The 26028-nt window shown below is 64.0% G+C and carries 26 protein-coding genes; 8 read left to right on the top strand and 18 right to left on the bottom strand.

Annotated features, from left to right (window positions below):
- Positions 1-13 precede the first annotated feature (13 nt).
- Positions 14-754 carry a response regulator gene (locus tag QMN23_RS14275; RefSeq protein WP_282000004.1) on the bottom strand — a complete coding sequence of 247 codons (741 nt, stop codon included), beginning with the start codon at positions 752-754 and terminating at the stop codon, positions 14-16.
- Complete coding sequence (locus QMN23_RS14280; protein WP_282000005.1) at positions 718-912, bottom strand: hypothetical protein; 195 nt, start codon at positions 910-912, stop codon at positions 718-720. Before QMN23_RS14280 ends, QMN23_RS14275 begins: the two co-directional genes overlap by 37 nt.
- On the opposite strand from QMN23_RS14280, the gene QMN23_RS14285 reads away from it, so the two are divergent.
- Positions 911-2017 carry a DUF362 domain-containing protein gene (locus QMN23_RS14285; protein ID WP_282000006.1) on the top strand — a complete coding sequence of 369 codons (1107 nt, stop codon included), beginning with the start codon at positions 911-913 and terminating at the stop codon, positions 2015-2017. The two genes, QMN23_RS14280 and QMN23_RS14285, sit on opposite strands and share 2 nt — an antisense overlap.
- 58 nt (positions 2018-2075) lie before the next feature.
- On the opposite strand, the gene QMN23_RS14290 is transcribed toward QMN23_RS14285, so the two are convergent.
- The 16 genes from QMN23_RS14290 to QMN23_RS14365 all read right to left on the bottom strand — a co-directional run bounded on the left by QMN23_RS14290 (position 2076) and on the right by QMN23_RS14365 (position 19894).
- On the bottom strand, positions 2076-7124 hold the full coding sequence (locus tag QMN23_RS14290; RefSeq protein ID WP_282000007.1) for a CxxxxCH/CxxCH domain c-type cytochrome: 5049 nt from the start codon (positions 7122-7124) through the stop codon (positions 2076-2078).
- 440 nt (positions 7125-7564) lie between these two features.
- Positions 7565-8479 (bottom strand): UDP-3-O-acyl-N-acetylglucosamine deacetylase, encoded by a 915-nt coding sequence (gene lpxC, locus QMN23_RS14295; protein WP_282000008.1) that lies wholly within the window; start codon positions 8477-8479, stop codon positions 7565-7567.
- 215 nt (positions 8480-8694) lie between these two features.
- Positions 8695-10380: a 2-polyprenylphenol 6-hydroxylase gene (gene ubiB / locus QMN23_RS14300; protein ID WP_282000009.1), complete on the bottom strand. Its 1686-nt coding sequence runs from the start codon at positions 10378-10380 to the stop codon at positions 8695-8697.
- Positions 10374-10691 carry a phasin family protein gene (locus QMN23_RS14305; RefSeq protein ID WP_282000010.1) on the bottom strand — a complete coding sequence of 106 codons (318 nt, stop codon included), beginning with the start codon at positions 10689-10691 and terminating at the stop codon, positions 10374-10376. Before QMN23_RS14305 ends, ubiB begins: the two co-directional genes overlap by 7 nt.
- A gap of 96 nt (positions 10692-10787) precedes the next feature.
- On the bottom strand, positions 10788-11438 hold the full coding sequence (locus QMN23_RS14310; protein WP_282000011.1) for a hypothetical protein: 651 nt from the start codon (positions 11436-11438) through the stop codon (positions 10788-10790).
- Positions 11431-12408 (bottom strand): hypothetical protein, encoded by a 978-nt coding sequence (locus QMN23_RS14315; RefSeq protein WP_282000012.1) that lies wholly within the window; start codon positions 12406-12408, stop codon positions 11431-11433. Before QMN23_RS14315 ends, QMN23_RS14310 begins: the two co-directional genes overlap by 8 nt.
- Entirely contained in the window at positions 12409-13128 is a 720-nt protein-coding gene (locus QMN23_RS14320) for a hypothetical protein (protein WP_282000013.1), read from the bottom strand.
- Positions 13129-13132: 4 nt separating this feature from the next.
- Positions 13133-14185 (bottom strand): SPFH domain-containing protein, encoded by a 1053-nt coding sequence (locus QMN23_RS14325; protein WP_282000014.1) that lies wholly within the window; start codon positions 14183-14185, stop codon positions 13133-13135.
- 94 nt (positions 14186-14279) lie between these two features.
- Entirely contained in the window at positions 14280-14492 is a 213-nt protein-coding gene (locus tag QMN23_RS14330) for a DUF2905 domain-containing protein (RefSeq protein ID WP_282000015.1), read from the bottom strand.
- Positions 14489-15034, bottom strand: coding sequence for an epoxyqueuosine reductase QueH (locus tag QMN23_RS14335; protein ID WP_282000016.1), 546 nt, complete (start codon positions 15032-15034; stop codon positions 14489-14491). Before QMN23_RS14335 ends, QMN23_RS14330 begins: the two co-directional genes overlap by 4 nt.
- Positions 15035-15213: 179 nt before the next feature.
- Positions 15214-16008 (bottom strand): choice-of-anchor N protein, encoded by a 795-nt coding sequence (locus tag QMN23_RS14340; protein WP_282000017.1) that lies wholly within the window; start codon positions 16006-16008, stop codon positions 15214-15216.
- 179 nt (positions 16009-16187) lie between these two features.
- A complete protein-coding gene (locus QMN23_RS14345; protein ID WP_282000018.1) occupies positions 16188-16928 on the bottom strand; it encodes a DnaA/Hda family protein in 741 nt (246 codons plus the stop codon).
- A 2-nt stretch (positions 16929-16930) separates the two neighbouring features.
- Complete coding sequence (ruvB, locus tag QMN23_RS14350; protein ID WP_282000019.1) at positions 16931-17947, bottom strand: Holliday junction branch migration DNA helicase RuvB; 1017 nt, start codon at positions 17945-17947, stop codon at positions 16931-16933.
- A gap of 37 nt (positions 17948-17984) precedes the next feature.
- On the bottom strand, positions 17985-18587 hold the full coding sequence (gene ruvA, locus QMN23_RS14355) for a Holliday junction branch migration protein RuvA (protein ID WP_282000020.1): 603 nt from the start codon (positions 18585-18587) through the stop codon (positions 17985-17987).
- Entirely contained in the window at positions 18584-19078 is a 495-nt protein-coding gene (gene ruvC / locus QMN23_RS14360) for a crossover junction endodeoxyribonuclease RuvC (protein WP_282000021.1), read from the bottom strand. The genes ruvA and ruvC overlap by 4 nt, the downstream gene beginning before the upstream one ends.
- Before the next feature lie 72 nt (positions 19079-19150).
- Positions 19151-19894, bottom strand: a complete 744-nt coding sequence (locus QMN23_RS14365; protein ID WP_282000022.1) for a YebC/PmpR family DNA-binding transcriptional regulator — start codon at positions 19892-19894, stop codon at positions 19151-19153.
- A gap of 152 nt (positions 19895-20046) precedes the next feature.
- Here QMN23_RS14365 and QMN23_RS14370 point away from each other — a divergent pair, with 152 nt between their 5' ends.
- From QMN23_RS14370 to QMN23_RS14400, 7 genes are all read left to right on the top strand, one after another.
- A complete protein-coding gene (locus tag QMN23_RS14370) occupies positions 20047-20418 on the top strand; it encodes a hypothetical protein (RefSeq protein ID WP_282000023.1) in 372 nt (123 codons plus the stop codon).
- 341 nt (positions 20419-20759) lie between these two features.
- Positions 20760-21530, top strand: coding sequence for an IclR family transcriptional regulator (locus tag QMN23_RS14375; RefSeq protein ID WP_282000024.1), 771 nt, complete (start codon positions 20760-20762; stop codon positions 21528-21530).
- 118 nt (positions 21531-21648) lie between these two features.
- The gene (locus QMN23_RS14380) at positions 21649-21957 is read left to right on the top strand and encodes a DUF485 domain-containing protein (RefSeq protein ID WP_282000025.1); all 309 of its coding nucleotides are present in this window, start codon (positions 21649-21651) and stop codon (positions 21955-21957) included.
- Positions 21958-21969: 12 nt separating this feature from the next.
- Positions 21970-23940, top strand: a complete 1971-nt coding sequence (locus tag QMN23_RS14385; protein WP_282000026.1) for a solute symporter family protein — start codon at positions 21970-21972, stop codon at positions 23938-23940.
- A gap of 380 nt (positions 23941-24320) precedes the next feature.
- Entirely contained in the window at positions 24321-24638 is a 318-nt protein-coding gene (locus QMN23_RS14390) for a hypothetical protein (RefSeq protein ID WP_282000027.1), read from the top strand.
- A gap of 197 nt (positions 24639-24835) precedes the next feature.
- Positions 24836-25603, top strand: coding sequence for an IclR family transcriptional regulator (locus QMN23_RS14395; RefSeq protein WP_282003910.1), 768 nt, complete (start codon positions 24836-24838; stop codon positions 25601-25603).
- Positions 25604-25717: 114 nt separating this feature from the next.
- Positions 25718-26026: a DUF485 domain-containing protein gene (locus QMN23_RS14400; RefSeq protein WP_282000025.1), complete on the top strand. Its 309-nt coding sequence runs from the start codon at positions 25718-25720 to the stop codon at positions 26024-26026.
- Positions 26027-26028 lie beyond the last annotated feature (2 nt).

Consider the following 26028-nt stretch of genomic DNA (forward strand, 5'->3'; position numbering starts at 1 on the left):
CGAAGCGCCGCCGTCAGCTCGCCGGGCGGCGCAGATAGGCGAGGAATTCGGCCCGCGACAGTTCTTTCTTCCGGACCAGGTGTTCGATCTGGCGGCTCATGGCGATCCGTTCGCCATCTTTCATCGCGTCCTTGACCAGGATGAAGAACGGTACGTTGCGGGTCTGGGGATAGAGCCGGAACCGGTCGAGCAGCTCGAAGGCCGACATGTCGGGAAGCATCGCCGAGCAGAAGGCCATGTAGGTGCGGCCGGTGGTCGCCAGGGCGACCGCTTCCTTGCCGGTGTAGGCGTTGACCACCTCGAAACCGAGCGCGGTGATCCCCTTGGCCACGTTCTCCTCACCCTTTTTGGAGGCAACCATCACCTGCAGGTCCCAGGTATCGACCTCATCGGTCAGCCCGAGCACCGCCAGCTTGGTCATCAGGTAGTCGCTCTCGATCGGCAGGGTGAAAAAACCGGCGGCCGGGAAGACGCCGCCGACCTTCCCCTCCTGGCTGAGGAAGACCGGCAGGATCGGCACATCCCGGGTAGCCGGGTCCCCCTTGAGCTTGAGCAGAATCCCCCAGCCGTCGGTGGCGAACGGCGACAGATCGAGAACGATCCCGAGCGGCTTCCGCTCGGCAAAGTCGCCCACCGCCCGACATTCGACCCGGTAGCCGGCCGACTGCAGATAATCGCGTACCGTCGCCGACCGTTCTTCCTCGCAACCGAGTCCCATCAACCAGATTTCAGGCTGTCGTTCTTTGGCGTCCATGAATTCTCCCCAAATGCAGTAGCAGAATCATTAATTAATAAAATAGCAAACTTTACCGCGACCGCAAGGGAAAGTTCGCTGCCGGGGCGCAAGCCGTTGAAAAATCCCCGTCCTTGTGGTAGCGTCTCGCCAAACAGACCCAGGAAGGAGATACCCATGCCGAGTACCGTTTACTTTGCCGACATGCGCGCCGGACACAAGGAAAACCTCTTCGCCAAGATCAGCAAGCTGATGCTGCTGGCCGGGATCAAGGAACGGATCGCCGGCGGCGACCTGGTGGCGGTAAAGCTCCACTTCGGCGAACGGGGCAACCATACGTTCATCCGGCCGATCTTCATCCGGCGGGTGGTGGAGGAGATCAAGGGGTGCGGCGGCCGGCCGTTTCTGACCGATTCGTCGACCCTCTACCCCGGCGAGCGGAAGGAGGCGGTGTCGGCGCTGGCCTGCGCCGTGGAGAACGGCTTCGCCTACGCGGTGGTCAACGCCCCGCTGATCATGTGCGACGGACTGCGGGGTAATTCGGGGCAGCGGGTGACGGTGAACGGCGAGCTGCTGCAGCAGGTGCCGATCGGCAGCGCCATCGTCGAGGCCGACGCCTTGGTGACGGTTTCCCATTTCAAGTGCCACGAGCTGACCGGTTTCGGCGGCGCGCTGAAAAACCTCGGCATGGGGTGCGCGACCCGCGAGGGGAAGCTGATCCAGCATTCGACGGTGGCGCCGCAGGTGGCGGAAAAGTACTGCACCGGCTGCGGCCTCTGCCTGAAGGCCTGCGCCCACGACGCCATCGCCATCATCGAGGGGAAGGCGAAGATCGACCCGACCGCCTGCGCCGGCTGCAGCCGCTGCATCACCATCTGCCCGCACAAGGCGATCGCCATCCAGTGGAACGAGGCGGCCGACCTGGTGATGAAAAAGATGGCCGAATTCGCCAAAGGAGCCATCGTCGGCAAGGAACGGAAGAGCCTCTACCTGAACTTCATCACCCAGGTTTCCCCGGCCTGCGACTGCTACGGCCACGCCGACGCGCCGATCGTCAACGACATCGGCATCTGCGCCGCCACCGACCCGGTGGCCCTCGACCAGGCCTGCGCCGACCTGGTCAACGACGCCCCGGGGAACCAGCATACCGCCCTCGCCACCGGCCACGAGCCGGGCGGCGACAAGTTCCGCGGCGTCCACCCGGAGATCGACTGGGAGGTGCAGTTGGAGCACGCCGAAAAGGTCGGCATCGGCTCCCGGGAGTACGAACTGGTCCGCATCTAACCCTCGCCGGCAATCCCGTCGGGATGCGCTTCGCACCGCGTCCCGGCGGGGCCGGCAATCAGCCGAACAGCCCCCCCAACCAGGCGAACAGCGCCACGATCCCCCCCCAGACTTTCAGCAATAACGACCAGAACAGATTCGCCGGCGGCTCGACCCGCGGCGAGCCGTCCAGGCCCCTGGCCTGCGGCGCAGCCGCCGGCGCCGGGATTGTCCGGGCAGTCTTTTCCAGCAGCTGCCGGACGACGGCTTTGCCCGCCGGCGGCGCATCCGCAACCACCTCCTCGCCGCTGCCGGCGGTCGGCGAGGCGTAGCGCCGGGTATTGTAGCCAGCCAGATAGGCCCGGTAGGCCGGGCCCCGCGCCGGCGCGCCGGCGGCCGGATAGGGATAGGCAGGCATCCCGTGATAGGGAAGCGGCTCGGCGGTCCTGGAGACGGTCAGCCCCTTGTAGTAGAGATCGGCCCTGAGGATCGCCGTCCGGGCCATCCCGGCGGCCGGCGGTGCCGGCGCGGCAAAGTCGAGGTCGAGCTCGTCGCCGTGGCGCATGACGACGAACCGGTCGTCGGCAGCCCCCACCAGTTCGCCGACGTCGCCGTAGCGGGTGAACCGGCCGTAGCCGTAACAGGACGGCACGTCGGGGAGACGATCGTCGCTGGCGACGATCCGCCGGGTAAGCGAGGCGCTGAGGTAGGAGAGCATCCCGCCATGCCGGAGTTCGGCGGAAACGGCCGGGACTTCGCGGACCGTCACCGGCACCGGCGCCGATTCGTCGAGCTCGATCCGGTCGATGACCCAGCGGGCGCCGATCCGCCGACCGAAGTGCACCCGGACCCGCTGGTCGGCGCTGCGGAATCGATTTCCCAGATCGACCACCATCGTTTTCTGATCGCCGGACGGCTCGCCGAACGAGGCGACCTTCACCCACCGTCCCGCCGCGTCCGGGACCTCGACATAGGGCTGAACGTCGTCCCGCGTCCCGCGGTACTTCGGCCCGTAGACCGACCAGCCGGTGATCACCAGCTTGGCGGCGGCCGGGTTGCGCAGCGTGCCGAAGTCGAAGGTGAAGAACGGCAGATCGTCGGCGCCGTTGCCGATCACCGCGCTGTCGACGGCGGTCACCGCGGCGAGGACATCCCGCCCGTCCCGGTCGCGGGCACTCAGCGGCAGCAGCGGCTCCTTCACCGTGTAAATCCGGAACGGCTCGGCATAACCGTAGGGATAGGTATTTTCCGCCCCCGAGCTGACAATGGCGTAACCGGCCGGGTAATCGACCACCAGCAGTTTAAGCTCGTCGGCATAGGTGATCTCGGGGAGCGGTTCGCGGATCTTCAGGCGGTAGTGCCCCCGCTTGTCGGCCCGCAGCCGGTCGAGGACGACATGTCCCGCCTGGTAGTGGGGAATCCCCTTGATCAGCGCCCGGTGGGTCGGGATGCCGATGAAGGTCCCGGCGATGTCCGTTTGATAGCGGTAGCCGCTGCCGTCCCAGACGAAGATGTAGGGGCAGCTGCTCTGGTAGCACATCCCCAGATCCTGGAAGGTGTCGACCGCCGACCAGCCCGATTCGGCATCGGGGTGGACCGCATCCCGCGCCTTGACCTGCCAGGTGTAGTAGCCGTCGGGAACGGTCGTGGCGTTCCAGCTCGTCCCGCTGATCCAGCCGGAGGTGACGCCGTTGATGGTGACGTAGTACTGGAGCGCGTCGCCGTCCGGCGCCATCGCCGCCTGCCACTGGAGGGTGGCCGTGCCGTTGTTGATGCAGTCGCTCGTGTAGTCGGGCTGGGCGAGCAGCGTCGGCGCCGCCGGCGGCGAGGCGGTGGTCAGGCGGAAGGAATCGATCGTCGACCAGGCGGAAACCGCCTCCGGATGATTGGCATCCCGGGAACGGACCCGCCAGTTCCAGGTGGTGGCGGTCGGCAGGGTCACCTGCCAGCTGGCGGCGCTCATCCAGCCGGAGCTGTAATTGGGGCTGCCGAAGGCGGCATCGTCGTCGACCTCGACGGAATACTCCACCGGACCGCCGTCCGGATCGGTGACGGCGCTCCAGGCGAGAGTGACGGCCAGCGGCGCGGCGCTGGCGGCATCGGGTTCCGCGGTGGGCGTCGGCACCGGCGGCGCCACCGAAATGGCAAACGTCGCATCGCCGGAAACCATCTCGGTATTGAACGAGCCGAGCGAGCGGACACGATAATGGTAGGTGGTGTGGTTCACCAGGCCGGTCAGCAGTACGCTGTGGCTGATCACCTTGGCGGCGGAACCGGCGGTGGCACCGTAGGCGGTGGTGGCGCCGTAATCGACAGAGGAGCTGCTCAGATCGGTGCCGGTGCTCCAGGTGATCGTCGCCCGGACGTCGCTCCCCACCGCCGTGAAACTGCCGGCGGCCGGCCCGGCCGAGATGGCCTGGACGTCGTCCGACCACTGGGTGACCACGTTCCAGCTCTGGTCGGCGGCATTGCTCTCGTGACAGGCCAGGATGTTGCTGCCGGCGGAGACGCCGGGAGGCGGGTAGTCGGCGATATTGTTCGCCCAGCTGCCGGGGAAGGTCCCCCACCCCGAGCCCACTTCCGAATAGCTGGTCCCGAGCCGGGGAGACGGGTTGTAGGCCACCCGCCCCTTGTGCACCGGGTTGAGACAGTTGCAGATCATCAGCCGCGGCAGGTTGGAGTTGTGCGGCGCGTGACACTTGGAGCAGCTGTAATTGTGCTTGATGGTTGCGTCGGCGGTCTTCCACCCCTTGACCGCCTCGTGAATCCGGTTCTTCCCTTTCCAGGTATGGGTAACGCCGTCGGTCAGCCGCTCCTTCGGATGGCAGCCGAGACAGAGGCCGGCAAACTGGCTGTCGGTTTCGGTGATCCCGCCGGCGGTGAAAGTATTCTGGTCGATATGATAGCCAACCCCTTCGCCGCCGTTGTTGGTGTAATAGGCGTTGACCGCCGGGGCCGCGTCTTCCCGGTAGGGGGACGACAGCCAGGTTCCCTTGAGCAGCGGCACCCCGTACTTCATGTTCGTGCCGAGGGTCGGGCTGACGCCATGGGGGTCGTGGCAGGGCGTACAGAGGCCGTTGATCGCCCCGGTGGCGCCGGAGGCAAGCGGCGACGACACCCCGAAGTGTCCCCCCTTGTTCGGCAGGGTCTTGTACGGGTAGCGAAGCTGGGGACCGAAGGCACCGGCGCCGAAGTGATCCGAATCCCAGTATCCCATGATCGGCTGCGTTTCGCCGTAGGTGCCGGCATACCCCCAGGGGGTCGTGCCGGCATTCGCCGTCAGATGGCAGTCGAAGCAGAGACCGGCACCGGCATTGTAACTGTTCTTGTCGGCCGGCGCGCCGCCGGACGCCGGGCGGTAGCTCATCCCGTAACCGCCGGCCCCCGCCTGGGTATCCTTGAGGATGCCGCCGTTGGTCGTGGCGCTGGCGTAGCTGGTAGTCGTGCCGACCGCCCCGGAGCCGTGAGCGTTGTGGCAGTCGAAGCAGAGCACCGCCTCGCTGCCGTTGCGGGTATTGCTCCAGGTTTCGGCGGTATCCCAGCCGCCCTGGTTGGCAGTGGCGTTGCCGTGGGCCGAATACGCCTTGCGCTGGGCGTACTTGCGGGTAACCCGCCCGCCGCTGTAATTCTCCCAGCGGGTGGTGAGCAGGCTGCCGTATTTCTCGGCGACACTGGTCGCGTCCCAGGCGTACTGGCGGGGGGTCTTGCCGTCGCCGAACGGCATTGTGGCGTTGTTCTGCGCGCTATGACAGCCGAGGCAGTGATCGTTGATCTTCCGCAGCTCCGAGCGGCTGCCGTCGGCCGTATAGGCGACGGCGGTGCTGCCGGCGGCGTAGGCGGCCGGCCGGCTCCCGGCACCGTAAATCACCAGGTCGACCACCGCCCCGGGCGAGGCGGCGCCGCCATGGTAGAGGGGATTGATGGTACCGTCGGCATTGGCCTCCCAATGGCACTGGTAGCACTGGCCGTCGGAAAGCGTCCCCTGGATGTGGTGGGAATTGGCGCCGAACTGGGGAGTGATCGCCGCCCGGCTCCCCTGGACGGAGGCGTGACAGCCGAGGCAGGAAGTCGACCCCCAGCGGGCGGACGAGCCGCCGTGGCAGCTGATGCCGCTGCAGGTGCCGCCGCCGGCGTCATAGCTGTAGCTGAACGAAATCCCGCTGCCGGGGGCAAGATCGTAGCTCCGGTTAAGATGGAGCGAGCGGTCGGCGATGGTCGATCCGTTGGCCGTCGTCCCGGCATGGCACTTGGCGCAGGCGTTGGGATGCCGGGCGTGGCTGTTCGCCTTGGGGGCGCCGTTGGCATAGGCCGGCGGATAGCCGTGGCAGGACGAGCAGGACGAAACGCCCGCGCCCCAGCTGTCGGAGGCGACGGCCGGCACCGTTCCGGTGGCCACCGCCGTGCCGTCACTGTGGCAGTAGACGCCCGAACAGCTACCGTTGCGCGGCGGATTGGCGCTCGGCAGGTAGGCCGGGTAGCCGACGGTGCCCGAATAGCTGCCGCCGCCGTTCGGCGCACCGGTAAAGCCGACGGCCAGCGAACGTTTGCCAACGCTGGTGGCATGGGCGAACGGCGCCGCCTCGGCGGTATGGTCGGGGTGGCACCGCCCGCATGAACCGGTACCGGTGCCGTAGTAATCGCCATGTCCTTTGCCCGGACCGGCGACCGCCGCCGGATGGCTGCCGTCGGCCGGCGGCGCGCCATGGCAGGTGGCACAGCCGGTGGCTGCGGGATCGCTCCCCCAGGTGGGGGTGGCGCTCTCGAAGTGGCAGTTGACATTGCTGCAACCGCCGAGAGCCGGTGCCGGCGACCAGGGAAGGGAGGTAACGTTCCGGTAGCGGGCAGTCAACGGTGAATTGTTGAGCGACGAGACGAAATCGACCCGGCGGTTCAGGTGGGCGACGGAGGCGTTGGGCTTGTGGCAGGCGGTGCAGTTGACCGCCGTGGCATGGGTGGAGTGGCTGCCGGGAAAACGGCCGGTGGAGATGTTGCGGTAGACGGCATCCTGCGGCGGGTCGCCATGGCAACTGTTGCAGGTCAGCGCCAGGCAGCGGGGGGCAAGCGCCAGCAGGACCAGGAGCGGGGCCAGAACCGGTTTCAGCGGAATTCTCCTCGTGAGACGCACCATTGCCACCTCGAATTCGGGAGTTCACCACAGCTAAAGCACCTGCTCAGAGCCTGTCCGGCACATTCCCGACACGGCTTGCACTGTGTCCGTCCGGAGCTTCCAGATGAGATTCTTCTAAGCACAAGCGATGCCAGATGCGGTATACCGTTCGGCAGGGGACGACCCATGCCGCACCAAGACCGCCCCACGCCGGCAACAGCAGCGCAACGTTTCTGAATAAATCAATAATTATCGGTGCCTGGGGAAAAGAGTGTCAGTCCGGCTCGACGGGAGCCGGTTGCCGGCGGCCGGCAGCGGCTTGGCGGAAACGTGATTAATTAAAAATGTGTTGGCTATTTGGCGGAACGGCACGACAAATCTGGTCAATTGCCTGAAAAACAAACAAAAAAAGAGGGCGGTCGCCATGACCGCCCTCTTCCGGCAGCTATTTCCGTCGTCGTTCAGGCTTTCGCCCAGGCCAGCTCGGGAGCAGCCAGCGGCAGCCGCTCGGGCCGCCCCTCGCGGTCGCCCGCCTCCACCAGCTCCCAGCAGTCGCGACGGGCCAGCAGTTCCTGGACGAAACGGTGGTTGAGCTCGTGCCCCGACTTACGGGACTTGACGTGACCGATGATCGGTATCCCGGCCAGGGTGAGGTCGCCGATGGTATCAAGGATCTTGTGCCGGACGAACTCGTCGGCATAGCGCAGCCCCTCCGGATTGAGCACCCCCTCGTCGCCGATCACCACCACGTTCTCCAGCGAGCCGCCCCGGGCGAGCCCGTTGGCCTTGAGGGTTTCCACCTCGGCCAGGAAGCCGAAGGTCCGGGCCGGGGCGAAGCCGCCGATGAACTCCTCCTCGCTGAACCTGATCGTCTGCGACTGGCTGCTGACCGCCGGATGGCTGAACTGCAGGTCGAAGGAAATGCGGAAGGAGCGGGACGGCACCACGGTAACCTGCTTGTCGCCGTCGCTGACCGTGAAGGATTTTTTCACCACCAGGCATTTCCGCGGCCGACCGAGCGATTGGCGGCCGGCCTGCAGCAGTCCCGCAACGAAGGGGGCGGCGCTGCCGTCCATGATCGGCACTTCGGGACCGTCGATGTCGATGTGGGCGTTGTCGATGCCGAGGCCGCGCAACGCCGCCACCAGGTGTTCGATCGTCGAGACGGTCGCCCCGGCCCGGCCGATGGTGGTGGAGAGGCGGGTATTGACCACCGTCGCGGCGTTCGCTTCGATGGAAACAGGCGGCACAAGGTCGATCCGGTGAAAGACGATGCCGGTCCCCGCCGCAGCCGGCCGGATAGTGACCGAGGTTTCGCGGCCGGTATGGACGCCGACGCCGGTGAAGGATATTTTGCTATTCAGGGTCTGTTGCATGGCTGGCTTGTCCTCCAAAAAAACTCATCAGTACACAGATAATCATTCTAGTGAGCAATTTGCAGGCCAAACCGGGCGACGTCGCAATATTGTGTAAATTCGGCTAGTTACAACAGAGCAACGAACAGCTACCCCGGCCAGACTGTAGCGGATTCGTTACAACGGCGCAAAAACTGTGGCAAACGCGCAACAGTCAGTACCCAGCGGGACGGCGGTCAGAGCCGGCCGGAGCGGATGATGGCGATCACCCACCAGAAGCCGATCAGCCCGGCGATGGTGTAGCCAAGGAAGGCGAAAACGGGGAAATCGAGGAGCTTCGGCCCTTTGTCGGTCTGCATGACAATCGAGGAACCGACGATCAGCGCAGCGACGATCAGGCTGGAGGAGAGGCGATTGATCGACCGGTCGAAGTCGCGGAGCGCCCGGTCGAGCCCCCGGTGCTCCAGGTCGATCTTGAACTTGTTCCGGTTGACCCGGTTGATGAACTCCTTCAGGTCCCGCGGCAGGTTGCGGGCCAGGGTGATGTACGACATGACGTTGCCGCCCATGTCCCGAAACAGCTGGCGGGGCGAGAAGCGGTCGCGGAGCGCCTTCTGCATGAACGGGCGCAGGTGTTCGACCATGTCGAAGGAAGGGTCCAGTTCCCGCCCCATCCCCTCGATCGCCACCAGTGCCTTGGCCAGGAGCATCAGGTCGGGCTGGAACTTGATGTGGTAGGTGGTGATGATCTCCAGGAATTCGAGGAGCATCCGCCCGACCTCGATCTCCTGCAGCGGCAGTTCGTAATAGCTGTCGATGAAGCTGGAGAGGTCGCGGCGCAACGCCCGGGTATCGAGGGTGTCGGCGATCTCCCCCGAGTAGAGGAGGAGCGAGATCACCTCGTCAACGTCCCGCTGGACGATGGCCAGGAGGATGTCGGTCAGGTAACCCTTGAGCTGGTTGTCGAGCCGACCGACCATTCCGTAGTCGAGCAGGCAGATTATGTTGTCCGGCAGGATCAGCACGTTCCCCGGATGGGGATCACCATGGAAGAAGCCGTGGTTGAGCACCATCTGGAGAAAAGCATCGGCGCCGCGGCGGGCAATCAGCTGCCGGTCGAGGCCTGCCGCCTCCAGCGCCGGCAGATCGGAAACCTTGATCCCGTCGATGTATTCCAGGGTCAGGACGCCGCGGGCGGTATAATCCCAGTAGACCTTGGGGAAATAGAGCGTCGGGTCGCCGGCGAAATTTTCGGCGAACTTCTCGATGGTATGCCCTTCGCGGGAAAAATCCATCTCCCGGCGGATGGTCCGGGCAAACTCCTTGACCAGTCCCACCGGATCATAGATGTCACTGCCCGGCAGATGGCGATCGGCAAGGATCGCCAGCCCCATCATCGCGTCGATATCGGTCTCCACCAGTTCGACGACGCCGGGACGGCGCACCTTGATCACCACCTCATCCCCCGACAGCAGCCGGGCACGGTGAACCTGGGCAATGGAGGCAGCGGCCAGCGGCTCGGGGTCGATGAACGAGAAGCACTCCTCGGCATCCCGTTCGAGTTCGGCCAGCACCTGCTCGCGCACCCCCTCGAAGGGGAACGACGGCACCCGGTCCTGGAGCTTGGCGAACTCGTGGATGAATGTCCGCGGGATCACGTCGGGGCGGGTGGAGAGGATCTGGCCGAGCTTGACGAAGGTCGGGCCGAGTTCCTCCAGGGCCAGGCGCATCCGCTCCGCCGGCGACAGGAAGGCCAGGGCCGGCTCGGGGCGGCGGAACAGCTTCCGCCCCCGGGCCACCATCTGCGACAACCCCATCAGCTCCAGCACATGCTCGAAGCCATACTTGATCAGCACCCGGATGATTTGCCGGTAGCGCCGCAGGCTTCTGATGTTGCGGTTGATCTGCCAGAAACTCAGCATTCGGTCCCCGGGTCGGTGACGTTGAGTTTCGCTTCCAGCGCCTCCACCCGCTTGAGCAGCCGGTCGTACTCGTCGCGGGGAACCAGGCCGAACCGGTCGATGGCCTTCTTCACTTCCTCGTCTGCCATCTCCTGGACCCGCTCCCGCGTCTCGCTGGCCATTTTCTGCAGCTTCTCCAACAAGGCCTTCCCCTCGTCCTCGCCGACCTTGTATTTGTCCTTGAGATCGGCGACGAACTCCTCGGCCTTCTTCTGGGACAGGGAAACCACCCCGAGGCCGGTCAGGAACGCTTTTTCGAACAGTTCGATCATGGTGCATCCTCCTTGGACAATGAAATATCCGCCTTTTAAGTAGTAGCAGGAAACCGGGAAAAGACAAGGGATCACGCCGGGATGGCCGGGGCGAGATCAGAACTCCAGGTTGAGCTCGGGGAGCAGGAATCGCCCCTCCAGCGCCTGCAGGGGGACCGTCAGCAGCCGCCCCGGACCGGTCCGGACCGAAAAGGCATCGAGAAACTGGGGCGACAGCCGGCGCTCCTCGGTGACCGTCGCCAGAACGATCGTCTCGGCCAGCACCCGGGCATCCTCCTCGCGAAAGACGACGGGCGCCAGTCGCGGCGGCAGGCCGGTCCCGGGCCGGAAGGCCGCCCCGCGGATGGTCAGCAGGCGCCCGGCCCGCAGGAGTTGGGCCGGCAACAGGGCAAAGGCCGGCACGAACACCAGCGGCGGTTTTTCCCCGCCGCCGGCGGTGAATTGCCGCGGATTGCCGACCAGGGTGAAATAATCGGCCATGGTCCGTACCTCGCCGGCCGCGGTGGCGGCGCGGAACGGAAAGACCCAGAAAGCAACCCGCCGGAACGGCTCGCCCGGCGACATCCCGCTCAGGTCGGCGCCCGCCCCGTGCAGCATCGGCCGTTCGGTCAGCCGGTCGCCGGTCAGCTCCCAGAGCGCCCCGCAAGGGGGGCAGTGGTAGAGAACGGCGTCGCCGGCAACCGGCATCGCGGCGCCGCAGCGGGGACAGCGGAGGGGGATGACCCAGAGGTCGCGGCGGTCAGCCAATCTCCACCTCCTTTCCCGGCTCCACCAGGAGAAAGAACCAAGCGAGGAGCCGCTCCGCCGACAGGCCGCCGTTGCCGGCCAGCCAGCCGAAGAAGGCAAGGAGCGCCGTGACCCCGACTGCGGCATGGAGAGAAAAGGCGAAAACGAGCAGCGTCACCGTCAGGAGCGGTTCGAGCAGTCGGAAGCGGACAGTGCCGGGAAAACGCCCCTTCAGCACCCGGCCGTTCACCCCGTCGATCGTCAGCGGATAGAGCCGTTCCCCACGACTGAAGGTCAGGCTCCAGACCGGGTAGGAGATCAGCGCCAGCTGCTCGCCGCAAAGGTCAAGCCGCCCCGCCTGCCGCAACACGCCGTTGCCGCCGAGCCGGCCGCGGGCCTGGGCGAGGGCCTCCTGGCGCACCTGGGCCGGCTCCTTGGTCGGATCGAACACCGTCCCCCGCTTCGCCAGGGCGGCAAAGTCCATCCCCCGAAGCGGCAGCACGGCGCTGACCGTGGCGATCCCCGCCAGCCCGAACCGGGCCACGTCGCAGGCCGGCAGGCTGTAGTCGACCCGATTCATGACGCTCTCCATCAACCGCTCGTTGGGGCCGCGCACCTCCCGCACCTGCTTCAGTCCATTGTCGTCGTAATACTCTTCCTTGACCACCGTTTCCCGCTCGCTCCAGAACCAGCCGGCCGCATATCCCCGCAGCCGCCAGAACGGCAGGAAACAGAGCTCGCCCTGTTCGAAACGGAGGGATTCGGCCAGTTGCCGCGCCACCCCTGCCGTGGCGAGGAACTTGCGGGCGGCGGTGCGGGCCTGGGGCAGGTCGAGCCGCTCCGCCAGAAAGAACCGGCTGATCCCCGCCTCGCCCGAAATGGCCAGGGCGGTGCCGCAGGCGGGGCAGCAGGCGTTCCGCTCCCCCTCCCGGAAGTTGAACGGGCTACCGCACTGCGGACAGCTGACCGCAACCGAGCATTCGTCCGCCATCTACGCCTCCCGCTGCAAAACGAGCCGCAGCAGCAGGTAGCTGCCGGCGAGGGTCGCGGCAAAGGCCGCCGCCCGGAACGGAATCCGCCGGAGCAGCAGCGCCTCGGCGACCAGCACGGCGGCAAAGGCGCCGATCAGCGCGACATGGGCAAGGGGAACCGCCTGCCGACGCGGGGCCGGCGCGTCGTCCAGCAGGTATGCTTTGCGGTCGACGCCGCAGACCACCGCCCGGCCGGGGATGCCGACGCAAGAGTAGTCGAGGAAATAGAGCGGCAGATAGACGAGGCTCTGCCTGGCCGGCGGCTCGGTCCCGGGCGGCAGGGCCGTGGCCAGCGGGATCTCCGGCGGCGGGAAACCGGCCTCCGCCGGGACGAACAGGAGGTCCCCCCCCGGCAGGGTCAGCGGCGGCAACGGCCCCCAGGAAAGGCTGAGAGCCGGAACCAGCCGGCGGCCGCCGTTGGCGAAACTGAACAACCAGCAGGGGACCTGGCGAAAATCGCCGCCGACCCGCTCCGGCGCGGCAGCGCTTCCCCTGGCCTCCAGAACCCCCTCCAGGGCGCTCCAGGCAAGGCGGTCATCCCGCCGGTGGGCAAAACAGTATTCGAGCAGTCCCGTCCCTTCCTGGACGGTAAAGGAGGAACTGCAGAAGGGGCAACGATAGAAGCGGGTCTCGGTCAGCGCCTCGTGGGGCGCGCCGCACTGGGGGCAGGAAACCGTCACCGGGCTAGGCTCCGGACGGCTTGCCGCACCCCGGGCAGAAGCGGGCCTCCGCCGGCAACGGCTTGCCGCACTCGGCGCAGAAGCGGGCGGCCAGCGCCACGCCGCAGCGGGGACAGAACCGGGCATCGACCGGCAGCGGCGCGCTGCAGGCGGCACAGTTGCCGGCGGACGGCGCCGTTTTCCCTGCCGCCGCAATCATCCCCGGGATCATCATCCCGAGGCCAGCGCCGACACCGAGGCCGAACCCCTGCCCCGCTTCGCCGCCCCCCCCCTCCCCGCCGCCGGCCGTGGCAGCCGCTTCCAGGCTGTGAGCCGCCTTGAAGCGGAGGTAGCGGTCCACGTCGCCGACCGCCTCCATGGCGCTCCGCTCGTCGATATGCTTCTGCACCTCGGGGGGCGGGGTGATGGCGTTGACGTAGAGGTTGGCCAACTCGATGCCGTAGATGCCGAAATCGGCGACCAGCCGTTTCTTCAGCTCGGCGGAAAGCTCGTCGTAGCGGGCCGGCAGATCGAGGACCGTTCCTCCCGCTTCGCCGAGCAGGTCATTGAGCCGGGCAACGATGATGTCGCGAAAGAAATCCTCCAGTTCGCCGGTGGTGAAGAGTCCCCGGGTGCCGACCAGGCTGTTGATCAGCCGCACCGGCTCCACCACCCGGAAGGTGTAGGCACCGAAGGCGCGCAGCCGCACCATCCCGAACCGGCTGTCATTGAACGGCACCGGCTCCTTGGTCCCCCAGCGGAGGTCGGTGATGGTCTGCATCCCGACGAAGCAGATCTCGCAGCGGAAGGGGGAGGTAAAGCCCCAGGGAAGGGCCAGGAGCTTGGTGAGGATCGGCAGGTTGGCGCTGGTGAGGGTGTGGCGCCCGGCGGCGAACACGTCGGCAGCCTGGCCGCTTTTGAAAAAGACCGCCCGCTGGCTCTCCCGGACCACCAGTTGGGAACCGAACTTGATCTCCGCCGAACCGGTGGGGGGAATCCGGTGAACCAGTTCCTGGCCGCTCTCGTCGAACCACTCGATAACCTCGAGCAAAACCGCATTCATGCTGTTGATCGCCACGGGGACCTCCGCAGGGGTGAGTGAACTGCCACGGTAGTTTCATCGGCAGTTACGGGGCAAAACTTGAAGAATTTTAACCGGCGGGAACCGGTCGCTACTTTCGGAGCAGCCAGAGGATCAGGGAAATGACGACCGACAGGATGATGCTCGTCGCCAGGGGGAAATAGAAGGTAAAGTTGTCCCGCTTGATGTAGATGTCGCCGGGGAGCCGGCCGAGCCAGGGGATTCGCCCGGCGAAGGTCAGCAGGACGCCGACCGCGGTAATGAGCAGGCCGAAGACAATGAGCGCTTTGCCGAGTCCGGTCATCGGCCCCCCTCCTCCCGGGGCGCGTAGCGGTCCCGTTCACTGTAGATGCAGCCGCAGTATTGCTGGCGATAGAGGCCCAGTTCCTTCGACAGGCGGATCCCCTCCTGCCAGCCGCGGCGGTAATCGTCATAGAGAAAGACGACGCCATGGCGGACGGCGGCCTGTTCGGCGAGCGCGCGGATTTCGTCGTGTTTCTGGTAACGGCTGTAGAGGAGTGAGGAGCTGAACGCAGGAAAGCCGAGCGCCGCGGCCGCCGCGGCAACCGCTTCGAGCCGGGAAGCGTAGCAGTAGCTGCAGCGCCCGGCCGGCCGGTCGGCCACCGCGCCGAGGAATTCGTCGAGACGGTATTCATCCCGCCAGACCAGCGGCAGTCCCGTCCGCTCGCCGTATTCGCGCACCGTATCGCGGCGGCGGACATACTCCTGATAGGGATGGATGTTGTGGTTGAAAAAGAAGCCGGTCACCTCGTGGCCGCCGGCGCGCAGCTCGTTGACCGGATAGATGGCGCACGGGGCGCAACAGATGTGGAGCAAAACATTCATGCGACGAATCCTGGCTTACGGGCGGAATGGTATCAGCTGCATGGTATACCAAGGGACAGGGCCACTGCAAGCCCTTCCGGCGCGGCCGGTCGCGACGACGGCACTGCCCGGCTGAATGCGCAACGACAAAGGGGGTGACCGTGGCCACCCCCCCTTTCATCGCCAACCGCCGCTCCCGCTCAACGGGAACGCATTTTCCGCCGGTACAGCCCGACCACCAGCAGTCCCGTCCCCAGCAGGAACAGCGTCCCCGGTTCGGGAACCGGCTCGCCGCCGTTCCCCACCGTAACGTCGTGGGAATTGGGATTGCTGACGTCGCCGGTGATGATTTCCGACCGCTTGTCGCTGGTCAGGAGCGCCATCACGTCGAAGTGAACCCACGTCCCGTCATAGCCGGTAAGGTCGAGATAGATATCCTTGATCTCGCCCAGTTTCCCGCCCGGGTCGGGGTCAGCGGCATTCCCCTCCTCGTCCAGGTTCGGTACGGAGAGCAGTCGGGCAAAATTGCCGATGTCAAAGTAGAGGTACTTGACATCGCCGTTGAGCGGTGCGTGCTGATTGGCGAAAAGGTTGTTCGTCGACGAGGCGCCGGCCGCCGCAAACAGTGAAGAATCGCCCGTCTTGATCCTGATATCGCCGTTGGTCGAAACAGGGACGGTCACGACCAGCACGGCGCCCATCCCGTTCAGGATGGAGTACTGCGAATCGACCGCCCCCCAGTCGCTACCGCCGGCGAACCGGCCGCCGAGATTCAGGTATGTCTTGCCGCCGGCGTCATCGGGGTAGATGCCGGCTACCAGCAGGTGACTGCCGGTCGTGAAGGCCGTCTCCTCATCGGCACCGATCGTCCGGTAGTCGGCATAGAGGCCGCTGTCGCCAGCGCCAGCCGGCGCGCCGATCTGCAGCAATGGCACTGCCAGGACCGGTGTCGCACCGGCGAACGCGAGCATGAGAGCTGCCAGGAACTTTTTCATCGGAAGCCCCCTCCGTGACAGTGATATACTTCCACCCCCATGTGATATCAAGGATTGTGCCATATTGTAACAATCCGTAACCATTGGCGAACCCGGAGCGGAACGTCGACAAACCCATTGATTTTGTAAGAGAATTCGACAGTCCTTGTCGGGGATGGCAACAGTGACGGGTAAGGCGGTCAGCCGAGCGGATTCGTTAACGCCAGCGCCTCGCGGGCCAGCCGGAGGGAAATGCGTCGCTTGCTGGCGAGGGCGAACCGCTCGATGCTGTCGAGTGCCGCCACGAGCGACGGCACGTCGCGCCGGACGTGGAGCAGCAGGTAGTCGATCACCTCGGCGGGGAGAAGGATCTGCCGGTCGTCGGCCAGTTTTTTCATGATCAGCCGGCGGGAGTCGTCGTCGGAGATATCGAGTCGGGCCACCAGCCCCCAGAGGAGACGGGAAATCAGGTGACCGTCCAGGTGGGGCAGCTCCTTGGGCGGCTGCAGGCCGGTAACGGCGATCGGCCGCCCCGCCTGATGGAAATCGTTGAACAGCTGCCACAGCTCGATCCGGACGCTCTGCTGGTCGGGAATCAGGTGGATGTCGTCCACCAGGAGCGCCGGGGCGTCGCGGAACCGGGCGGCCAGTTTCGGCAGCTCCTCGGCCGGATACTCGCCACCGTAAATTTCGTCGACATCCTTGAACGAGATGCAGGGGACGGTGGTCAGGCCGGCCCGTTCGCTGAAAATCGTCCCGCAGGCCATCAAGAGGTGGGTCTTGCCGGCCCCCGGCGGGCCGTAGAGATAGAGAAGCCCTTCGGTACCGCTGGGGTCAGTGAGGCGCCGGACGAACTGAAAAGCGGTGGCGTTGCCGCTGCAGACGACGAAATTGTCCAGGCTGTAGCGGGGGGTAACCGGAAAGTCGAAGATCAGCTGCATGCTCAGAAGAGGCTCCCCTGCCCCACATCCGGCGGGACCCGGCCGAAATGCCGGAAGGCAAGCCGGGTGGCGACCCGGCCGCGGGGGGTCCGGTTGATGAAGCCGTGCTGGATCAGGAAGGGCTCGTAGACGTCTTCGATGGTGTCCCGTTCCTCGCCGATGGCGGCAGCGATGGTGTCGAGGCCGACCGGTCCGCCGCCGAACTTGTCGATGATCGTCAGCATGATGGTGCGGTCCATCTGGTCGAAGCCCATCGCGTCGATTTCGAGCAGCGCCAAGGCGTCGTCAACCACCTGGGCGGTAATCACCCCGTCGGCCCGCACCTGGGCAAAGTCGCGCACCCGCCGGAGCAGCCGGTTGGCGATCCGCGGCGTGCCGCGGCTCCGCCGGGCCAGCTCCCGCCCCCCCTCGGGCTCGATGCCGATGCCGAGAATCCGGGCCGAGCGGGTGACGATCACCGCCAGTTCCTCGTCGGTATAGAATTCGAGCCGGGAGATGACCCCGAAGCGGTCGCGCAGTGGCGAAGAGAGGAGTCCCGCCCGGGTGGTGGCGCCAACCAGGGTGAAACGGGGGAGATCGAGCTTGATGGTGCGGGCGCTCGGCCCCTGGCCGATGATGATGTCGAGCTGGAAGTCCTCCATCGCCGGATAGAGGATCTCCTCCACCACGTGGGAAAGGCGGTGGATTTCGTCGATGAAGAGCACGTCGTGGGGTTCGAGATTGGTGAGGATCGCCGCCAGGTCGCCGGGCCGCTCAATGACCGGCCCGGAGGTGGACTTGATGTTCACCCCCATCTCGCTGGCGATGATGTTGGCGAGGGTGGTCTTCCCCAACCCCGGCGGGCCGTAGAGGAGCACGTGATCGAGGGCCTCGCTCCGCTGCCGGGCCGCGTCGATGAAGACCCGCAGGTTCCCCTTGGCCTTTTCCTGGCCGATGTAGTCGTCAAGCGAGCCGGGGCGCAGGGTCGATTCGAACAGGTCGTCTTCGGTTTTGTCCGGGGTAATCGTCCGGGTCGTCATGGTCTTTTCCGTCGCGGCAGTGCGGGCCGCGTCCCGATCATTTCATCAGTACCTTTAGCGCCAGGCGGAGCACCGTCTCGGTCGAAGCGTCCGGAGCGATCTCCAGCTCCGCCAGCGTCTTCCGCACCACCGCTTCCTTGTAGCCGAGGTTGACGAGCGCCGAGGCGACATCGTCGGTGACCTCTATCGCCGGCGGCGCGGCGGCCGCTTCCCGGGCCGAAGCGGCGACGACGTCCATTTTCCGCGCCTTCTCCTTCAGTTCCAGCACCAGCCGCTCGGAGGTCTTCCTGCCGATCCCCGGGATGGCCGACAGCCGGGCCAGGTCCCCCTGGACGAGAGCGCGGGCGAGTTCGTCGGGCTGGATGTTGGAGAGAATGTCCCGGGCCAGTTTCGGGCCGATCCCCGACACCGAAATGAGCAGCTGGAAAAATTCCTTCTCGCCCATCGTCCGGAACCCGTACAGATTGATGGCATCTTCCTTGACGTGGGTATAGATATGCAGCGCCACGGCGCCCCCCTCGTCGGGCAGCTCGTAGTAGGTCGAGAAGGGGATCTGTACCCGGTAGCCGACGCCACCGACATCGAGGATAATGAAATCGGGGGATTTGTGGGCGAGCCGCCCGGTCAGCAGGGCAATCATTTCGCACTCCGCAGGATGCGGTTCATGCCGGCGGAATTGGCATGGCAGACCGCCACCGCCAGGGCGTCCGAAGCGTCCGCCTGGGCGATCTCGGGCAGATTGAGGAGGGCCTTGACCATCTGCTGGACCTGCTCCTTGGCGGCCCGGCCGTGGCCGACCACCGCCTGCTTCACCTGCAGGGCGGTATATTCGAACACCGGCAGCCCGCTGTTGACCCCGGCGACAAGGGCCGCACCGCGGGCCTGGCCGAGCTTGAGGGCGCTCTGGGCGTTGTTGGCGAGAAAGACCTGTTCCACCGCCATCGCGTCGGGGTGGTAGGTAGCGATGACCTCCGCCAGCCCCTGGTAGATCTTCTGCAGCCGGGCAGCGAAATCCCGGCTGCTGTCGGTGAAGATCGCCCCATTGTCCACGTGGTGGAGCCGGTTGCCGGTCTTGTCGATGATGCCGTAACCGGTAATGCGCGATCCGGGATCGATGCCGAGGACTCTCATATGCTCTCCGAAACTCGGAAGGGCGGGTCACGGACCCGCCCCTCCAGACACCTCGACCCGTCAGGGGCCTTTCTACATCAGCTTTTCCATCTCTTCCATGGAAATATCGAAGTTCGCGTAGACGTTCTGGACATCGTCATTGTCTTCCAGGCGGTCCATCAGCTTGAGCATGTTCTCGGCGTTTTTCCCTTCCAGTTTGACCATGGTCTGGGGCAGCATGGTGATCTCCGCCGACTCATTGGCAAAGCCGGCCGCCGCCAGCGCCTCGCGCACCTCGATGAAGGAGGAGGGATCGGTCAGGACCTCGTACTGTTCCTCTTCGTCGGTGACATCCTCGGCGCCGGCTTCGAGAGCCGTTTCGAAGAGCTTCTCGAAATCGACCGACTTGGCGAAAACGATCAGGCCTTTTTTGTCGAACATCCAGGAAACGCAGCCGGTCTCGCCCATGTTGCCGTTGCACTTGGTGAAGACGCTGCGGACTTCGGAGACGGTCCGGTTGCGGTTATCGGTCATGCATTCGACCAGAACGGCGACGCCGCCGGGACCGTACCCTTCGTAGGTGATCTCCTCGTAACTGACCCCATCCAGTTCGCCGGTCCCCTTCTTGATCGCCCGGTCAATATTGTCCTTGGGCATGTTCTCCGCCTTCGCCTTGTCGACGGCGGTGCGGAGCCGCGGGTTGCCGTTCGGGTCACCGCCGCCGATCTTGGCAGCTACGGTGATTTCCTTGATCAGCTTGGTGAAGACCTTCCCCCGCTTGGCGTCGGCGGCCCCCTTCTTGTGCTTGATGGTACTCCATTTATTATGTCCCGACATTCCCCCTACTCCTTCTCGTCACGTGCGTTCCCTGCCTGAAAATTTGCTGATACTAGCATGGGAAAAACGGGCTTGTAAAGGGCGAAAGTTCATGTAAAATAGATGCCTGCAGCCAATTCCACGGCAACGACGCCACCTTTCGAGGTACCCGCATGCAGCTCTTCAAACGCTTCTCCACGCTCCGCACCATCCTCTGCTCCGCCTGCCTGCTGCTGCTCCTTGCCGCCTGCGCCGGCCTCACCCCCACCCCCAGCGGACAACTGCCGCCGATTCTCGCCCAGGACGAGCTTTTCCGCCCCTACGTCAAAGTCGGCACCGTCGAAGTCAGTCGGGAACGGCTCGGCCACCTCGACGACCTGCAGGACGAAGCCGACGACTGGGCCAACGACGCACTTGCCAGCGAAGCCGCCAAAATGGGCGCGGACGCGGTCATCCTGCCGGAGATCCACGCCGAGAAAAGCTACTACCTCTTTTTCCCCACCACCGAAATCAAGGCCAAGGGAATCGCCATCCGGTTCCGCTAACCCCCCTATCCCGCCGCATTCCACCCTGCCACGCCCTCGCCATTTTTCCGTCTTGCGCACCGCAATCAACCTCAGTATTTAAAAACTCAACATACACTCCTTTTACCCTCTACATATCCGCCGTTTTTAAACCTATTTATAATTAAATTTTACGGCCATTCTTTACACAAACGCACAGCACTGTACACTTATAACAAATTGATAATTCACATTTTTTAGTTGCTACACAAACTATTAAAAATATTTTCTTGACTATAATAAAACAGCGTGTTAGATGGATAACTATAATATAACATTGTTTATAAAACAGCAGCTCAACAACAATGGATACGGTGGAGATCATGACCAGGGAAAAGAGCTCATACGCGGTACAGACCGTTGAAAAGGCCCTGGATATTCTTGAGGCCCTCACCGAGGAGGGACGCCCCGCCACACTCCCCTACCTGGCCGAACGGCTCTCCTTAAGCCGCAACAAGGCTTTTCGCCTGCTGGCGACCCTCGAAAGCAAGGGCCTCGTCGAACGCGACGAGGCCTCGGGCATTTACCGGCTGGGCATTTCGTCGGTGGAACTGGCCCAGCGGCTGCTCAACAGCACCAGCATCATCAAGCACGCCCACCCGGTTATGGAACGGTTGGCCCGCAAGCATGACGAGGCGGTCTACATCACGGTCCTCAAAGGAGACGAAATCCTCTTCGTCGACATGGTCGACTGCGAACAGGTGGTCAAGACCGCACCGCTCGTCGGCAAGCGCTTCCCCTTCTTTACCAACGCCGCCGGCAAAGCCATCAAGGCCCTCGAGTCGGCCGACTTTCTCGACAAACTCTCCCCGAAGCGGCACCGGAACCTGGGCATTCCCGACCCGGCCGCCCTGCAGACCGAGCTACGGGCGACCCGCGAACGGGGATTCGCCGTCGACTTCGGCGGTCTGGGCGACGGTATCGTCACAGTGGCGGTGGCGGTCCGCGATTACGCCGGCAAGGTGGTCGGCGCCCTGACCATGCTCGGCCCATCATTCAGGATGATCACCTCGCGCCTGGAAAACGAGATTATCCCCTCCCTCATGGAAGGGGCGGAAATACTCTCCATGAAATTCGGTTACGCCAAACACTGACCGACGCATCAACAGTGAACGACCACAGAAAGGGGTGAGACAACAGAAACCATGCAGGACCAACGGGCGGGACGCCGCCCATCACCGGCTTCATTTTACGAAGAAAGGAGTAATGATCATGGCAGAAAAACAATATGACTGGTCGGCGATCGCCAAGAACCCCAAATTCGTCGAACTGCACCGCAAGAAAACAACATTCCTGGTCGGCTGGTGGGTCTTTTCCACCGTCTTCTACTTCCTCCTCCCGATCGGGGCCGCCTTCGCACCGGGGCTCTTCAAGATCAAGATCTTCGGCAGGATCAATTTCGGCTACCTCTTCGCTCTCTCCCAGTTCTTCGTCTCCTGGGGGATCGCCATGTACTACGCCCACGTGGCCAACAAAGATTTCGACCGGCTCACCCGCGAGCTGGTGGAAGAACTCAAGTAAAGGAGGACTAACATGAGAAAACTGATCACCGCTCTGACCTTAGCCCTCTCCCTGGGCTCTTTCGCCTTCGCCGCCGAGCCGGCCAAGCAGGCGACCGGCACCGCCGCGGCGCCGGCAATGACCGCCCCCGCCGCCACCCAGGCTGCCCCGGCCGTCCCCGCCGCCCCCATGACCGCCAAGGCCGCCACCACGGCCCCTGAGCAGAAGAAGAGCTTCAAGGCCAACCCGGTCGTCACCATCCCGATCTTCCTGATCATTATCGGCGTGACGATGATGGTCGTCGTCTGGTCGGCCAAGCGGACCAAGTCGGCCGCCGACTTCTACACCGCCGGCGGCGGCATCACCGGCACCCAGAACGGCTGGGCGATCGCCGGCGACTACATGTCGGCCGCCTCCTTCCTCGGTATTTCCGGTCTGATCGCCCTCTACGGCTATGACGGCTTCATGTACTCGGTCGGCTGGCTGGTCGCCTACATCACGGTGCTGCTGATCGTCGCCGAACCGTGCCGCAACGCCGGCAAGTACACCCTCGGCGACATCCTCTCCTTCCGCACCGAGCCGAAACCGGTCCGCGCCGTCGCCGCCCTGTCGACGGTTACCGTCTCCACTTTCTACCTGACCGCCCAGATGGTCGGGGCCGGCAAGCTGATGCAGCTCTTGATCGGCATCCCCTACAAGACCGCCATCATCGGCGTCGGCATCCTGATGGTCGGCTACGTCGTCTTCGGCGGCATGACCGCTACCACCTGGGTCCAGATCATCAAGGCCGGCCTGCTGATGACCGGCGCGTTCCTCCTTTCGGTGCTGGTCGCCGCCAAGTCCGGCTTCAGCCCGTTGCGCTTCTTCAACGACATCGCCACCAGCCCGAACATCATCGAACACGTCCAGAAGGTGGTCCTGAAAGACCCGCTGCCGGTCCCGGGCTTCGATTACGGCCAGCGCTTCCTGGAGCCGGGCCTCTTCCTCAAGCAGCCCCTTGACCAGATCTCCCTCGGGATGGCCCTGGTGCTCGGCACCGCCGGCATGCCCCACATCCTGATGCGCTTCTTCACCGTCCCGACCGCCCAGGCCGCCCGCAAGTCCGTCATCGTCGCCATGTTCATCATCGGCTTTTTCTACATCCTGACGACCCTGCTCGGCTTCGGCGCCGCACTGCACGTCACCCCGCAGGAAATCAGCAAGGTCGGTAAAGGCGGCAACATGGCGGCCATGATGCTGGCCCAGCAGCTGGGCGGCGACGTTTCGCCGTTCCTCGGCGACCTGCTCCTCGCCTTCCTCTGCGCCGTCGCCTTCGCCACCATCCTCGCCGTCGTCTCCGGCCTGGTGCTGGCGGCCTCCGCGGCCATCGCCCACGACATCTACGTCAACGTCATCAAGGACGGCCACGCCGACCAGCACGAGCAGGTCATGGCCGCCCGCGTTACCTCGCTCTGCGTCGGTGCCGCCGGCATCATGATCGGGATCGCCGCCGAGAAGTCCAACGTCGCCCACCTGGTGGCGCTGGCCTTCGCCGTCGCCTCCTCCGGCAACCTGCCGGTCGTCGTCATGTCGCTCTTCTGGAAGAAGTTCAACACCGCCGGCGTCATCTCCGGTCTGGTGGTCGGCACCGTCGCTTCGATCGCCCTGGTGATGGTCTCGCCGAACATGACCTATCCGAAGAAGGTCGCCGCCGACGCCCAGAAGACCGTGACCGTCCTGGAGAAGAAACAGGCGGAAGGCGGTTCGCTTACCGACAAGGAGATGAAGGATCTGGCCAAGGCCAAGGCCGACTATGCGGCCAACAAGGACGGCAAATCGATGCTCGGCCTCGACGCGCCGCTCTTCCCGCTGAAGAACCCCGGCATCCTCTCCATCCCGCTCGGCTTCCTCGCCGCCATCATCGGCTGCCTGGCCTTCCCGAGCCGGCGTTCCGAGGAGATGTTCGACGAAATCTACGTCCGCCAGAATACCGGTATCGGGATTGCCAAGGCCGTCGATCACTAGCCGGTCAGAAGCATTGCAATGCAGGTCGGGGGGAAAGGGTTAACCTTTCCCCCTTTTTTCGTGCCAGCCACTCGCCAGCTCCGCCCTCTCGCCCACCTTCTGCAAACCATTTTTATCAACCCTGTCAAAAGCATTATAAAACGCCGGATTATGTAGCTTTGTGCAACCGCAAACACACCTACTATATAGACAGCTATTATATGTTTAACTATTTGTTTTTATTTGTATTTATATTTTTATAAAAATATTTCTTGCAATTCAATCAAAAGCTGTTATATTTCCGCCATACATCGTAATCTAATCGAGAAAGCAACAGCAAATTTCAACAACTATTTTATACAGCTCTCCCGCACTGGTACCCTCATGGGAAGGAACAGGAAATGGCCGGGCGTTATCTCAGACTGACAATCATGATCGTGTCGTTCTTCCTGGTAGTCCTGGGAGCCAGAAACCCGTACATCCAGGGGGGGAGCACGCCGAAACAACGCCCGCGCGCAGTAGTGGAAACCGTTGCCAAGCAGGTCCACAAGGCAGTCGGCCTGAACCAGACCATCGTCAGCGCCCTGCCGCCCGTCACCGAAACCGCCAACACTTCTTTCGCAGCCACATACATCATTGCGGATACTCACCCGGCCGCGACCTCACTAATTCTCACCTCACAACTTCCCGCACGAGCACCTCCTGTCAGCCTTGGCTAAGCCGCTCCTCTTCCCGTCCGGCAACAACGCCGCTCCGTAGCCCGGCCGGCTGCCGCGCCTGAACAAGGTCACGGCGCCAAAGGCTGCGCGGATAACGCGCTGCACCGGAACCGGTGAACAGGGACCTTCATCGCCACGATTCGACAAAGACCTTGATCCGTATAAGGTCGCATCACCGTGTTGAGAGGTCTGACATGATCCATGACAGGAAATCATCATATTCAGTACAGACCGTGGAAATGGCGCTCGAAATCATCGAGCTGCTCGCCGACGGCACCGCGGAGTACTCCATTTCCCAGCTGGCGCAGAAAATGGGCATCAATCGGAACAAGGCCTTCCGCCTCCTTTCAACCCTGGAAAGCCGCGGGATGGTGGAACGGGAGGAATCGAGCGGCTGCTTCCGGCTCGGGCTGACCGCCCTGGAGCTTTCCCAGAAGATCCTCCGCACCGCCAGCCTGATCAAGCATGCCCATCCGGTTATGGAAGGTCTGGCGCGCAAGCACGATGAAGCGGTCTACATGACGGTCATCAAGGGGGACGAGGTGGTTTTCCTCGACATGGTCGATTGCGAGCAGCACATCAAGGCCGCGCCGCTGGTCGGGCAACGCTTCCCGTTTTTCACCAATGCCGCCGGGAAAGTGATCAAGGCTCTCGAATCGCGTGATCTGCTGGAGCGGCTGTTCAAGAAAAAGAAGCGGAAAGAGGGGCTTCCCGACCTGCAGCAACTAGAAAGCGAACTCGATCAGATCAGAAAGCAGGGGGTCGCCGTCGACTCCGGCGGGCTGGGCGAAGGAATCATCAGCGTGGCGGTCGCCGTCCGCGATTACGCCGGCAAGGTGGTCGGCGCCATTACCCTGCTCGGCCCCTCGTTCAGAATGCTGACAGATCGGCTGGAAAACGAGATCATCCCGTCGTTGCAGGAAGGAGCGGAACTACTCTCGGCAAAGTTTGGTTATGCCAGGTAGCCGAAGACACCATATTGAGGAAAGGAGGTAAACGGCAGACACATTTCACTCTGCAGCACGAAGCGGGACGCCGCTTCCGACTCTGCAATCCACTCGAAGAAAGGAGTAATGATCATGGCAGAAAAACAATATGACTGGTCGGCGATCGCCAAGAACCCCAAATTCGTCGAACTGCACCGCAAGAAAACAACATTCCTGGTCGGCTGGTGGGTCTTTTCCACCGTCTTCTACTTCCTCCTCCCGATCGGGGCCGCCTTCGCACCGGGGCTCTTCAAGATCAAGATCTTCGGCAGGATCAATTTCGGCTACCTCTTCGCTCTCTCCCAGTTCTTCGTCTCCTGGGGGATCGCCATGTACTACGCCCACGTGGCCAACAAAGATTTCGACCGGCTCACCCGCGAGCTGGTGGAAGAACTCAAGTAAAG

Source organism: Geotalea uraniireducens (assembly GCF_027943965.1).
Taxonomy (GTDB): domain Bacteria; phylum Desulfobacterota; class Desulfuromonadia; order Geobacterales; family Geobacteraceae; genus Geobacter; species Geobacter uraniireducens.

Excerpts from the sequence above, each read along its gene's own strand:
- QMN23_RS14275 (WP_282000004.1), bottom strand. The coding sequence starts at position 754 with ATGGACGCCAAAGAACGACAGCCTGAAATCTGGTTGATGGGACTCGGT.
- QMN23_RS14285 (WP_282000006.1), top strand. The coding sequence starts at position 911 with ATGCCGAGTACCGTTTACTTTGCCGACATGCGCGCCGGACACAAGGAA.
- QMN23_RS14280 (WP_282000005.1), bottom strand. The coding sequence starts at position 912 with ATGGGTATCTCCTTCCTGGGTCTGTTTGGCGAGACGCTACCACAAGGA.
- QMN23_RS14290 (WP_282000007.1), bottom strand. The coding sequence starts at position 7,124 with ATGGTGCGTCTCACGAGGAGAATTCCGCTGAAACCGGTTCTGGCCCCG.
- lpxC (WP_282000008.1), bottom strand. The coding sequence starts at position 8,479 with ATGCAACAGACCCTGAATAGCAAAATATCCTTCACCGGCGTCGGCGTC.
- ubiB (WP_282000009.1), bottom strand. The coding sequence starts at position 10,380 with ATGCTGAGTTTCTGGCAGATCAACCGCAACATCAGAAGCCTGCGGCGC.
- QMN23_RS14305 (WP_282000010.1), bottom strand. The coding sequence starts at position 10,691 with ATGATCGAACTGTTCGAAAAAGCGTTCCTGACCGGCCTCGGGGTGGTT.
- QMN23_RS14315 (WP_282000012.1), bottom strand. The coding sequence starts at position 12,408 with ATGGCGGACGAATGCTCGGTTGCGGTCAGCTGTCCGCAGTGCGGTAGC.
- QMN23_RS14330 (WP_282000015.1), bottom strand. The coding sequence starts at position 14,492 with ATGACCGGACTCGGCAAAGCGCTCATTGTCTTCGGCCTGCTCATTACC.
- QMN23_RS14335 (WP_282000016.1), bottom strand. The coding sequence starts at position 15,034 with ATGAATGTTTTGCTCCACATCTGTTGCGCCCCGTGCGCCATCTATCCG.
- QMN23_RS14340 (WP_282000017.1), bottom strand. The coding sequence starts at position 16,008 with ATGAAAAAGTTCCTGGCAGCTCTCATGCTCGCGTTCGCCGGTGCGACA.
- QMN23_RS14345 (WP_282000018.1), bottom strand. The coding sequence starts at position 16,928 with ATGCAGCTGATCTTCGACTTTCCGGTTACCCCCCGCTACAGCCTGGAC.
- ruvB (WP_282000019.1), bottom strand. The coding sequence starts at position 17,947 with ATGACGACCCGGACGATTACCCCGGACAAAACCGAAGACGACCTGTTC.
- ruvA (WP_282000020.1), bottom strand. The coding sequence starts at position 18,587 with ATGATTGCCCTGCTGACCGGGCGGCTCGCCCACAAATCCCCCGATTTC.
- ruvC (WP_282000021.1), bottom strand. The coding sequence starts at position 19,078 with ATGAGAGTCCTCGGCATCGATCCCGGATCGCGCATTACCGGTTACGGC.
- QMN23_RS14365 (WP_282000022.1), bottom strand. The coding sequence starts at position 19,894 with ATGTCGGGACATAATAAATGGAGTACCATCAAGCACAAGAAGGGGGCC.
- QMN23_RS14370 (WP_282000023.1), top strand. The coding sequence starts at position 20,047 with ATGCAGCTCTTCAAACGCTTCTCCACGCTCCGCACCATCCTCTGCTCC.
- QMN23_RS14375 (WP_282000024.1), top strand. The coding sequence starts at position 20,760 with ATGACCAGGGAAAAGAGCTCATACGCGGTACAGACCGTTGAAAAGGCC.
- QMN23_RS14380 (WP_282000025.1), top strand. The coding sequence starts at position 21,649 with ATGGCAGAAAAACAATATGACTGGTCGGCGATCGCCAAGAACCCCAAA.
- QMN23_RS14385 (WP_282000026.1), top strand. The coding sequence starts at position 21,970 with ATGAGAAAACTGATCACCGCTCTGACCTTAGCCCTCTCCCTGGGCTCT.
- QMN23_RS14390 (WP_282000027.1), top strand. The coding sequence starts at position 24,321 with ATGGCCGGGCGTTATCTCAGACTGACAATCATGATCGTGTCGTTCTTC.
- QMN23_RS14400 (WP_282000025.1), top strand. The coding sequence starts at position 25,718 with ATGGCAGAAAAACAATATGACTGGTCGGCGATCGCCAAGAACCCCAAA.